Below are 11,298 nucleotides of genomic sequence, written 5' to 3' on the forward strand. Positions count from 1 at the left end.
CGGGTACGGTCCGGCAGGACGTACGCCGCCGTCACTCCACGTGGCCGGGGTTCGACGGGTGCGGACCGCCGGGAAGCCTCCCGGCGGCGGCTGCGGGGAGGGGGCGGGGAAGGCGACGTCGGAGCCGGCCCCGGCCGCCCTCCGGCACCGGCGCTGCCCCCGCACCCCGCCCCCGCACCCCGCCCCGCGGGTACCTGACGTTCCCGCGGGGCGGGTTTGCGGCGGGCCGCGGCGGGTCAGTCGCGCAGGGTGTGGGCCTCGTACGACTCAGCCGACCACGGCGGGGCGTCCGCCGCCGGGGTCAGCGTCACCGTGATCTCCTGTTTGCCCGCCGTCACGCTCGCCGGGATCTGGTACGTGTCGTCCAGCCAGCGGCGCTCCGCGTTGCCCAGCGGCTGGAGCCAGTCCGGCAGTTGCTTCCCTTCGACCCGCACCGCCGCGCGCTGGTACGGCGCCGCCTGGTCGCCGGTGCGGCGCAGTTCCACGCCCGCGTTGTCGCGGTCGACGCGCAGGGTGAAGCTGACCGGTGCCGTCGTGGCGCGGATGTCGGCGGTGAGGCGCCGCGGCTGCTGCGCGTCGCCTTCGAAGACGGAGTCCAGCTCGGTGACGTCACCGGGCGCGTCCGACGTGTAGGCGTGGGCCTTCTCGCTGCGCGGGTCGCCCACGTCCAGGGTGTCGGTCTTCGTGCCGGTCGCCCTCTTCTCGCCGTACCAGTACGCGGTCGTCGAGTAGTCCGCCTGCTTGTCGTTGACGAAGCCGTGCTCGATGTCGAAGTCGATGGCCTGCGTGAACGGCACCGCGTCGTGGATCATCAGCCGGTACGTGCCCGTGCAGTCCCGGTCCGCCGCGCAGCCGGTGGGCGGGCCGAGGTGGGTGGGGTTGCCGTTGAAGGGCTGGGTGTAGGTGCCGCGGTTGAAGTACCAGCCGCTCTGGTAGAAGTCCTCGCTGCCGGTGCCGTGGATCTGCGGGGTGCGGGCGCCGTCGACGTACACGCGCTCGTCGCCCTCCAGGTAGTTGCGGTCCAGCTCGCCGGTCATGGTGTGGGTGACGCCGGTGAACTTGCCGGTCCCGGCCGTCGCGAGGAAGTCCCAGCTCTCCCCCGGCACCGTCGGACCCGCGTGGGACGTGGCGCGGAAGGGGCCCGCGTCGCCGGAGGCGACGGCCTGGGCGTGGGTGCGGGACGGGGCGGCGGTGACCTCCGCGGTGCCGGACGTGATCGCCGTGTCGGAGCCGTTGTACAGCTCGACCTGCGCGTTCCGCGCGAAGGGCATCGGCCACCAGGAGGTGAGGACGGGCCCGCCCTCGGCCTCCGCGTCGATGCCGTACATCAGGGCCCGTACGGGCGCGGTCGCGTGGCCTGAGCCGAAGAACTCGCCGAGCGGGGCGTCCACCGTGCGCTCGCCGTCGAAGGTGGCGCGCAGCCGCAGGCCCTGGAGCACGTCCTGGGCCGCGGCGAGTTCGGCGCGCTCGTCGTCGCCGAGGGGGTAGTCGTACGTGCGCACGCCCTGCCAGTTCGGCGCGGTGATGGCGTAGCCGTGGGCGGTCTCGCTCGCGGCGTCGCCGACGTCCATGGTGTCGGTGCGGCGCATCTCGCCGCCGACGCGGCTGTCGGCCCAGTACGTGAACTCGTTGACATCGAGGTCGGAGGAGACGAAGGCGTTGCGCACGGTGATCTCCGACTTCCCCGCGGTCAGTTCCGCGGGCAGCTCCACGCTGTCCTCGCCCCACAGCCCGCCGCCGGCCTGCGGCGTCGGGCCCCAGGTGCCGGCCTCGCGGCCGTCGACGTACACGGTGGCGACCTGGTTCGCGATGATCGGGTCGTAGCGGCGGGTGAGCCGCACGCCCTCGTTGCCGGGGTCGATCGCGAGGGTGAACTCGCTGCCGCCGCCCGCGCCGTACGCCCTGCCGTCGTCGGTCTCGCTGCGCGGCTGGACGTACGGGGCCTGCGGGAGCCGGAGGCGCAGCTCGGTGAGGAGCCCCGGCCGGTCGGTGCGGGCGAGGGTCTGGGAGGCGCCGGGCGCGAGCGCGAGGCCGGTGCGCTCCGTGCGCGCGCCGGGCACGGCCGGCTTGGGGTCGGCGGTGCCGGCGGCGCGCAGGGTGCCGACGACGTCGGCGGCGGGGTCGTCCGGGTCGAAGGTGGTGACGCCCTCGGCGTCGGCGAAGGTGCGGTACGAGACGTGGTGGAAGAGCGGGTTGTGCTCGGTGGTGATCCGCATCGACTCGCGGTACGGCATCGGCACCTCGACCACGACGCCGCCGGACGTCTGGTCGGCGTTGGCGACCAGCGGGCTGACGAAGGGGGCGCCGAGCTTGCCGTCGACCAGGTCCTGGAGCGGTGCGTCGACGACCTTCTCGCCGTCGAGTTCGATCGTGATGCGGCCCGTCCTGCTGACGTTGCCCTCGTCGCGGGTGAACCAGATGGCGCCGATCTCGCCGGCCCCGGCCTGCTCGGCGATGACGCAGCCGGTGGCGGTCGTCCGCAGACAGGAGTACTTGCCGTCGAAGCCGTCGTGCGCGTTGCCGCCGGTGCGGTCGAAGCTGGAGAACTGCTTGGTGTGCACCCCGGCCGGCAGGTCGGAGAGCCGGTCGAGCTGCCGGTACGTGTCCCATCCGACGGGCCCCTTGGCGGCGGCCAGGTCAGGGCCGCCGCGCGGCTCGGGTGCCTCGGGCGCGGCCGCCGCCAGGCCCCCGGTCGCCAGCGCCGTCACCACGGCGAGGAGGGCGGCGATGCCGCCGCGAATCCGGCCATGTCTGTCCACGGTGCCTCCCAGTCTTCTCGAAATCGATTTCACGAGAAGCTAGGCGCGGTCCCGGGGTCGGTCAAGGGGTGTGTACAGAGCAGGAGTTGGACGCTCGGGCTGTCAAGCCCTCCGGCACGCAATCGATTTCAGAAATCGGGGCCGCGGCCCGCGGGCCTCACGACGACAGCCCGTCCAGCCGCTCCAGATGCGCCGGCTCCAGGCGTACGTCCGCCGCCGCGACGTTCTCCTCCAGGTGCCCGAGCTTCGCCGTCCCCGGGATCGGCAGCACCACGGGCGAGTGCGCCAGCAGCCAGGCCAGCGCGACCTGCACCGGCGTCGCGCCGAGTTCGCGGGCCACCGCCCCGATCACCCGGTACGGAGCCTCCGGGTCCCCGGCGTCCGGAGCGCCCGCGGCGTCCGCCGGCGGCACCGCGCCCAGCACGGGGCGCCACGGCAAAAACGCGATCCCCGCCGCCGCGCAGGCGTCGAGCACCGCCTCGTGCTCCCGGTCGCCCACGCTGTAGCGGTTCTGCACGCTCGCGACGTCCACCAGCTCCCGCGCCCGCGCCAGCTCCCCGGCCGTCACCTCGGACAGCCCCAGCCGCGCGATCTTCCCCGCCTCCTGCAGCTCCCGCAGCGCCCCCAACTGCTCGGCGAGGTCCACCTCCGGGTCGATGCGGTGCAGTTGCAGCAGCTCGATCCGCTCCACCCGCAGCCGCCGCAGGGCGTGGTCCACCTGCTCGCGCAGCACCTCGGGCCGGCCGTCGAGCCCCCACTCCCCCGTCTCGGCGGAGCGGGCGACACCGACCTTCGTGGTGATCAACAGCCCCTCGGGGTACGGGTACAGCGCCTCGGCCAGCAGTTCCTCGTTGGCCCCGCCGCCGTACAGGTGCGCCGTGTCGATCAGCGTGACGCCCAGCTCCACCGCCCGCCGCGCCACCGCCACCGACGCCGCCCGCGCGTCCGCGGGCCCGGCCGGCAACTGCATCGCGCCGAACCCGAGCCGGCCGACCTCCAGGTCCCCGCCGATACGGAACGTCCCCGCCGTCGTTTCCGCGGTCATCCGCGCCTCACCCCTCGAACGGCGCCTGCGGCAGCCCGCGGCCCGCGTCCGGCAGCACCAGGACGGAACCCGCCAGCGGGTGCTCGTCCGCCAGCGACGAGGAGGTGACGTACAGGTCGGTCAGCTCCGGGCCGCCGAACGCGCAGGACGTGGGGCGGCGCACGGGCACCTCCACCGTGCGGTCCAGGGTGCCGTCCGGGGCGTACCGGCGCACGGCGGCGCCGTCCCACAGCGCCACCCACACGTACCCCTCGGCGTCCACGCACAGCCCGTCGGGCGAGCCCGGGGTGTCCTCCACGGCGGCGAACAGGCGCCGCCCTGTGACCCCGTCGCCGTCGGTGTCGAAGACGTCGATGCGGCCCGTGGGGGTGTCGGCGTAGTACATGAGCCGGCCGTCCGGGCTCCAGCCGGTGCCGTTGCTGACGGTGACGTCGTCCAGCACGACGGTCTGCGCGCCGTCGCCGGTGACGCGGGCCAGCGTGCCGCCGCCGGGGGCGGAGTCGTAGCGCATGGTGCCGGCCCACAGGGCGCCGTCCGGGGCGACCATCGCCTCGTTGCCGCGGCGGCCGGCGACCGGCTCGTGGACGAGCCAGCGGAACGCGCCGTCCGCGTCGTAGAGCCCGACGCCGTCGCGCAGGTTGACGACGTAACCGGCGCCGCCGGCGCGCGGCTTGGCCGACCCGACGTGCTGCTCGGTGGTCTGCACGGTGCGCCTGCCGGTGGCCGGGTCGTAGGCGTGGATGCGGGCGCCCAGGATGTCGACCCAGATCAGCCGGCCGGCCGCGGGGTCCCACGTGGGCCCCTCGCCCAGTTCGGCGCGCGTGCGTACGGCCACGTCCAGCATCGTCATCCGGCTCCTTCCCGGGTATGCCCCGGCTCTCGTCTCCGGGTGCGTCCCCGGCTCACTTCCCGCGTACGCCCCGGGCCCGCGTCCCGGGTCCGTCCGGGACCGCCGTACCGGCCACGTCCCCGGCTCACCCGGCCCGGGTCCCGCCGCCCCGGTGGCCCAGGCGCTCCGACAGCCGGCCCGCGCCCTTCGCGGCCAGCTCCGCCAGTTCGTCCCTGCGCTCCCCGCTCCACCGGATCATCGGCACCGAGATGCTCAGCGCGGCGACCACCCGGCCCGCGGAGTCGTGCACCGGCGCCGCCACGCAGCTTACGTCCGGGTTGGACTCGCGCTCCTCGACGGCGATGCCGCGCTCGCGCACCCCGGCGAGGTGGCGGCGCAGGTCGCGTACGGAGGTGAGGCTGCGGTCCGTCATCGCGACCAGCGGCCGGCTCTCCGGCAGCCGCGCGTCCAGGGCCTGTTCTGGCAGCGAGGCGAGGAGCATCTTGCCGACGGCGGTGCAGTGCGCGGGCAGCCGGCGGCCGGTGGCGGAGACCATCCGGACCGCGCGGGTGCTGTCGACCTTCGCGATGTAGATGACGTCGGTGTCCTCCAGGATCGCGATGTGCACGGTCTCGTCGCAGGTCTCGGCGACCTCGCGGGCGACCTCCCGGCCCTCGGCGGCGAGGTCGAGCTGCTCGCCGAAGGTGCTGCCGAGCTGGTACGTGCGCACCCCCAGCCGGTAGCGCCCGGGCTGGCCGGGGACGGCGCTGAGGTAGGAGCGGGCGGCCAGGGTGGTGACCAGCTCGTGCACGGTGGTCCTGGGCAGGCCCAGCTTGCGGGTGATCTCGGGAGCGGAGAGCGTCGTGTCCCGGTCGAGGAAGAGCTCTAGGATGTCGAGAGCGCGCGTCACGGCCGGTACGAGTCGCCCCATGCGCGCTCACCCACCCCTCGAAGGTCCGAAATCTCGACCAGTTATCGAAATGACGAACGCAGCGTAACGCCCGCCTCCACGGCGGGCAATGGGGACCGGAGTCAGAGATCGACGTGCATGCAGTGCAGGCCGACCAGGCCCTCCCCGGGGTGGCGGAAGGCGCGGGGCTGGGTGCCGGTGATGCGGAAGCCGAGGGACTCGTAGAGCTTCACGGCGTGGACGTTCGTCTCGACCACGGCGTTGAACTCCATGGACAGGAAGCCGCGGGCGCGGGTCCAGCGCAGGGAGTCCTCGCACAGCGCGCGGCCGACGCCGCGCGCGTGCCGGTCCGGGTCGACCATGTAGCTCGCGCTGGCGACGTGGTCGCCGTTGCCCTGCCGGTTGGCGTTCATCTTCGCCGAGCCCACGATCAGGCCCTCGTCGTCGATGGCGACGGTCGTCCGGTCCGGGGGCGGCGGCAGCCACACCTCGCGGCCCTGCTCGGCGCTCATGTCCAGCGGGTACGGGTAGGTCTCGCCGGCGGCGACGATGCGGTGGAAGAACGGCCAGATGGCGGGCCAGTCGTCGGCGGTGGCGTCCCTGATCAGCATGGGGTCAGCATGCCGGGGCGGCGGGCGGCGGCGCCACCGCTTTGTTCGGCGGGTGGCTCCGCGGGGCGTAGAATGGCCAATCACTCGAATATCCGTACAAAAAGTGCGAAAGTAACGGCATGAGCGAGCGGGGAGGCACGGCGGCGCCGGCCCCGGGGGCAGGGGACTGGCCCGCGCCCGCGGTGGTCAGCATGGAGCTGAACCGCATGGGCAGCTTCGACTGGGACCTCGACGGCGGGCAGATGCACCTGGACGAAGGGGCGCTGCGGGTGTTCGACCTGCGGGCGGAGGAGTACGACGGCGACCCGCAGTCGCTCGGCTCGCGCATCACCAGGGAGGAGGGCGCGCGGCTCGACGCGCTGATCTCCCGGGCCATCGCGCAGGACCGCCCCGCCTACAGCGCGTACCTGCGCGTTCAGCTACGCGACGGCACGTCCCGGCTGACGCACACCCAGGGCGCGATCCTGCGCGACGACGGCGGCCGCGCGCACCGCGTCGTGGGCATGGTCCGCGACGCGACGCTGGAGCTGAACTACTCCGCGCAGCAGTTCGCGCTGGACCAGGAGCGCCGCCGGCAGACCGGCGTCGTGCAGCAGACCACCGCGGCGCTGGCGAACGCCACCACCGTGCACGACGTGATCGGCGTGCTCGGCGGCGCGGAGGGGCTGGCCCGGCTCGGCGCGGTGAACATGGTGCTGGGGTTGGTGGACGCCGGGCGGATCCAGATCATCACCATGGGTGAAGGTACGGAGGTGCAGCTCGCGGACTTCACCCGGGTCGACGAGCCCGGGCTGCCGCTGAGCGAGGTGGTGCGCACGGGCCGGCCGCGGCTGGTGCTCTCCCGGGCGGAGTTCGCCGCCGCGTACCCGCGGCTCTACCCGTACACGGAGTCCCTGGGCATCGACTGCGCCGCGTATCTGCCGCTGATCGCCGAGGGGCGCGTCATCGGCGCGCTCGGTCTTTCCTACCGCGACAAGAGCGCCTTCTCGCCGGAGGAGCGCAACCTGCTGGTCTCGCTGAGCAGCGGCATCGGGCAGAGCCTCCAGCGCGCCAAGCTGCACGACCGCGAGCACGGGCTGGCCGAGGACCTCCAGCAGGCCATGCTGCCGCGCAGCATCCCCGAGGTGCCGGGCGCGGAGGTCGCCGTGCGCTACCGGGCGGCGCACGAGGGGCAGGGCATCGGCGGCGACTGGTACGACGTGATCGCGCTGCCCGGCGGCCGGGTCGGCGTCGTCATCGGCGACGTCCAGGGCCACGACACCCAGGCCGCCGCGGTGATGGGCCAACTGCGCATCGTGCTGCGGGCGTACGCGGGCGAGGGGCACGCGCCGGCCACCGTGATGGCCCGGGCCTCGGAGTTCCTGCACGAGCTGGAGACCGAGCGCTTCGCCACGTGCACGTACGCGGAGATCGACCTGTCGTCCGGCGCCCTGCAACTGGTCCGGGCCGGCCACATCGACCCGCTGGTGCGGCACGCGGACGGCGGCTGCCGCGTGCTGCCGGTCCCCGGCGGGCTGCCGCTCGGGCTCTCCGCGACGTTCGGCCCGCTGGACTACCCCGTGACGACCATGGTCCTCGATCCGGGCGACGCGCTGCTGATGTACACCGACGGCCTGGTGGAGGTCCCCGGCGCCGACCTGGACCAGGGCATGGCGCAGCTCACCGAGCTGGTACGCACCGGGCCGCGCGACATCGACGAGCTGTCGGACCGGCTGTGCGACGTGGTGGACGACCGGCAGGTCGAGGACGACATGGCGCTGGTGATGCTGCGCCGCACCACGGGCGACACCGCCCAGCCAGGCAGCCGGCTGCGCCAGTACATCCCGCCCTCCGACCCCGACGCGCTCTCCGCGGCCCGGCACATGATCCGCAGCGCGGTGCGCTCCTGGGGCGCGGGCGAGCGGGCGGACGAGATCGAGCTGGTCTCCGACGAGCTGATCACCAACGCGCTGCTGCACACCGACGGTCCGGCGATCGTGACGATCCGCCCGCTGAGCACGCCGGAGCGCAGGTTGCGCGTCGAGGTCGAGGACCGCTCCAGTGCGCTGCCCCACCGCCGCGAACCGGGCGAAGCGGGCATCTCGGGCCGCGGGCTGCTGCTGGTGGACCGGCTGGCGGACGTGTGGGGCGTGGAGCCGCGCGGCAACGACAAGTGCGTCTGGGCCGAGTTCGGCTGAAGCCCGCGGCGCGGGCGCGGGGCGCGGCACGTACCGCGTACGGCCGCCGCACCCCGGTGCGTCGCGCCACCGGACGGTGACTACTTGTCACCTGGTCGACAATTTTTGGACATCGATACGACACCGTGTCCTCGGCGTGTCGCCACCTGCGCGACGCTGGGCACCCGGGCGTGGCAAAGCCCCCGCCGCGACCTCCGCGGCGGGGACGAATACCAGGTCAGCGACCGTCGAAGCTGATGAGCGGGACGTTGGGCTGCTCCGGCGTGGCGTTCAGCGCGGCCACCAGGCCGAGGGCGGCGCCCACGGCGAGAGCGGCGGCGGCGACGCTCGTCACCACGGCGGCTACCAGTCGGTTCTGCATGGACGCTGAGTGTGGGAGCAGCATTGACACCCTGTCAAGCACAGCCTTACGTTACCGACCCGTAGAACTTGCACCGCGGTGACAAAACCAGCGTCGTAAACCAGCGTCGTAAACCAGCCCCTGCCGGGAGTGCAGCATGAGCCGCCGTACCGCGTCACCCCTGTCCCTCATCCTGCTGGGGTTGGGCGTCTTCCTGCTCGTGCTCGCCCCCATGCTCGCGTTCTACGTGGAGCCGCGGGCCAAGCTGAATCCCGTCGACATCGACTCGACGACGCGCTACGAAGGCACCGGCACCTTCTACGACACCGAAACGCAGAAGGAACGGGACAACCAGGAGCTGACGATCGTCCGGCGGGTGCTGGGCGACGTGGCGGCGGGCGACGACGACACCGCCGTCTGGGACGCGGCCACCACCATCGACACCCCGCTGACGCGGGAGATCGACGACCCGCGCCGCGCGTTCCAGTTCACCACCGAGCGCTGGGTCATGAACCGCGAGACGAACGCGCCGGAGCACTGCTGCGACGAGTTCACCGGCGTGGACGGCAACCGGTTCGGCGGCGACGCGTACCTGAAGTTCCCCTTCGACGTCGAGAAGCGCACGTACCGCTGGTGGGACAGCACCGCCCAGGACACCGTGGCGCTGAAGTACGACGGCGAGCGGGAGATCCAGGGCTACACCGGGCTCGCCTTCACCGGCGAGATCGAGCCCGTCAAGACCGGCACCCGGCAGGTGCCGGGCGTGATGGTCGGACTGCCCGACAAGGAGCAGGTGTTCGCCGACGAGTGGTACGCGAACGAGAAGATCGAGCTGGTCGCCGACGAGCGCACCGGCCGCATCATCTACGCCTCCATCGCGCCGAAGAAGACGCTGCGCCAGCCCGGCGGCGGCACCGACGAGGTCACGCTGCTGCAGAGCGACGGCATCGCGTTCACCGAGGAGACCCAGAAGGAACAGGTCGACCTCGCCGACGAGGACAGCAGCAGGCTGAAGCTGGTCGGCGAGACCCTGCCGGTCGTCGCGCTGGTGGCCGGTTTCGTACTCGCGGGCGCCGGCGCCGTGCTGCTGGCCCGCGGCGGCCGGCGGGACGAGCCGGACCGCGACCGGGAGCCGGACGGCGTCCCGCCCCAGCCGGTCGCGGCCTGATGCCCCTCACCCCCCACCCCCGCGACGGGGACGCCGGTCCCCCCGGCCGGCGTCCCCGTCGCCCCCGTCCACCCGACCGCCATGCCGCACCCCATGAACGGCCCTGAACCACCCGCCCGCACCCTGAGACGAGTTGGAGCACCGATGCCCCAGCACGTACCCCCGTCCCTGGACGCGGACGCGCTCCGGCGTACGCACCCGCACCCGGCCGGGACCGCCGGCGTGCCCGCGAGCCGGGGCGCGGAAGGCCACGATGCCCAACGCCGCGGCACCCGCGGCCCCGAGGACCGCGGCGCCCGTGCCGCCGGCACCCGCGCGGCCGACGGCCGCGGCGGCGACGGCCGCGGCAGCGGCAGCGGCCACGCCGCGCGGCGGATCACCTTCCTCGCCCGGCGCGACCTCGGCAACCCCGCCGCGGGCGGCTCGGAACTGCTCGTGGACCGGCTCGCCGGCGGGCTGACCGACCACGGCCACCAGGTGACCCTCGTGTGCGGCGGCCCGGCCGCGTACCGCGACTACCGCGTCGTCTCCGCGGGCGGCACCACCTTCGAGCTGGCCCACTTCCTGCGCGCGCGCCGCGCCCTCTCCCGCCACGTCGGCGGCACCGACCTGCTGGTCGAGGTCTGCAACGGCATGCCCTACCTGGCGCCGCTGTGGCACAGCGGCCCCTCGCTCTGCCTCGTCAACCACGTGCACACCGAACTGTGGGCGATGCGCTACCCCGGACCCCTCGCCCGCCTCGGCCGCCGGCTGGAGCACTGGGCGCTCGCCGGCGCGCACCGCGGCAACCTCCTGGTCGCCGTCTCCTCCTCCACCGCCACCGCGCTGCGCAACATAGGCGTCGACCCCAAGCGGATACGGGTCGTCCACAACGGCGTCGAGGACCCGGGACCGCTGCCGCAGAAGTCGCCCGAGCCGCTCTTCCTGGCGATGGGCCGGCTGGTGGAGTACAAGCGCATCGACCTGCTGCTGCGACTGTGGGAGCGGGTGCGCCCGGTCACCGGCGGCCGGCTGGTCATCGTCGGCACCGGACCCGAGCGCGGTCGGCTCGAAGCGATGGCGGGTCCCGGCGTGACGTTCACCGGCCATGTCTCCGAGGGCGAGAAGCACCGCCTCCTCGCCTCCTCCTGGCTGCTGCTGCACCCCTCCCTCGTCGAGGGCTGGGGCCTGGTGGTGACCGAGGCGGCGGTACGCGGCACGCCCGCGATCGGCTTCGACATCCCCGGCCTGCGCGACTCCATCCGCGACGGCGACACCGGCATGCTGGCCCGCGGCGAGAGCGCGTTCGCCGCCCACTGGTGCGCGCTGGCGCTCAGCGAGGAGCGGCGCGCCGCCCTCGGCGCCGCGGCCCGGCAGCGCGCCACCCGGCTGAGCTGGGAGGCGACGGTACGCGACTTCCGCGCCGTCGCCGACGAGGCGCTCGCCCGCGCCGGGCAGCACGACAAGCGGGGAGGGTGAC

Annotated in this window: 9 protein-coding genes; 3 read left to right on the forward strand and 6 right to left on the reverse strand. The window is 73.8% G+C overall.

Annotation, left to right across the window (positions count from 1 at the left end):
- Nucleotides 1-236 precede the first annotated feature (236 nt).
- The 5 genes from OG946_RS09480 to OG946_RS09500 all read right to left on the reverse strand — a co-directional run bounded on the left by OG946_RS09480 (nucleotide 237) and on the right by OG946_RS09500 (nucleotide 6,154).
- On the reverse strand, nucleotides 237-2,759 hold the full coding sequence (locus OG946_RS09480; RefSeq protein WP_326795693.1) for a glycoside hydrolase family 172 protein: 2,523 nt from the start codon (nucleotides 2,757-2,759) through the stop codon (nucleotides 237-239).
- Nucleotides 2,760-2,916: 157 nt separating this feature from the next.
- Complete coding sequence (locus tag OG946_RS09485) at nucleotides 2,917-3,804, reverse strand: aldo/keto reductase (RefSeq protein WP_326795694.1); 888 nt, start codon at nucleotides 3,802-3,804, stop codon at nucleotides 2,917-2,919.
- Between the two features lie 7 nt (nucleotides 3,805-3,811).
- Entirely contained in the window at nucleotides 3,812-4,648 is an 837-nt protein-coding gene (locus OG946_RS09490) for an SMP-30/gluconolactonase/LRE family protein (protein WP_326800193.1), read from the reverse strand.
- Nucleotides 4,649-4,778: 130 nt separating this feature from the next.
- Nucleotides 4,779-5,564 carry an IclR family transcriptional regulator gene (locus tag OG946_RS09495; protein WP_326795695.1) on the reverse strand — a complete coding sequence of 262 codons (786 nt, stop codon included), beginning with the start codon at nucleotides 5,562-5,564 and terminating at the stop codon, nucleotides 4,779-4,781.
- Between the two features lie 101 nt (nucleotides 5,565-5,665).
- Nucleotides 5,666-6,154 carry a GNAT family N-acetyltransferase gene (locus tag OG946_RS09500; protein WP_326795696.1) on the reverse strand — a complete coding sequence of 163 codons (489 nt, stop codon included), beginning with the start codon at nucleotides 6,152-6,154 and terminating at the stop codon, nucleotides 5,666-5,668.
- A 119-nt stretch (nucleotides 6,155-6,273) separates the two neighbouring features.
- Between OG946_RS09500 and OG946_RS09505 the strand changes: the two genes are divergently transcribed.
- Complete coding sequence (locus tag OG946_RS09505) at nucleotides 6,274-8,331, forward strand: SpoIIE family protein phosphatase (RefSeq protein ID WP_326795697.1); 2,058 nt, start codon at nucleotides 6,274-6,276, stop codon at nucleotides 8,329-8,331.
- Between the two features lie 217 nt (nucleotides 8,332-8,548).
- On the opposite strand, the gene OG946_RS09510 is transcribed toward OG946_RS09505, so the two are convergent.
- Nucleotides 8,549-8,692 carry a hypothetical protein gene (locus tag OG946_RS09510; protein ID WP_018840808.1) on the reverse strand — a complete coding sequence of 48 codons (144 nt, stop codon included), beginning with the start codon at nucleotides 8,690-8,692 and terminating at the stop codon, nucleotides 8,549-8,551.
- A 136-nt stretch (nucleotides 8,693-8,828) separates the two neighbouring features.
- Here OG946_RS09510 and OG946_RS09515 point away from each other — a divergent pair, with 136 nt between their 5' ends.
- Nucleotides 8,829-9,839 carry a DUF3068 domain-containing protein gene (locus OG946_RS09515; protein WP_326795698.1) on the forward strand — a complete coding sequence of 337 codons (1,011 nt, stop codon included), beginning with the start codon at nucleotides 8,829-8,831 and terminating at the stop codon, nucleotides 9,837-9,839.
- A 144-nt stretch (nucleotides 9,840-9,983) separates the two neighbouring features.
- Nucleotides 9,984-11,297: a glycosyltransferase family 4 protein gene (locus OG946_RS09520; RefSeq protein WP_326795699.1), complete on the forward strand. Its 1,314-nt coding sequence runs from the start codon at nucleotides 9,984-9,986 to the stop codon at nucleotides 11,295-11,297.
- The last annotated feature ends 1 nt before the right edge of the window (nucleotide 11,298 follow it).

This window comes from Streptomyces sp. NBC_01808 (assembly GCF_035917395.1).
Classification (GTDB): Bacteria; Actinomycetota; Actinomycetes; order Streptomycetales; family Streptomycetaceae; genus Streptomyces.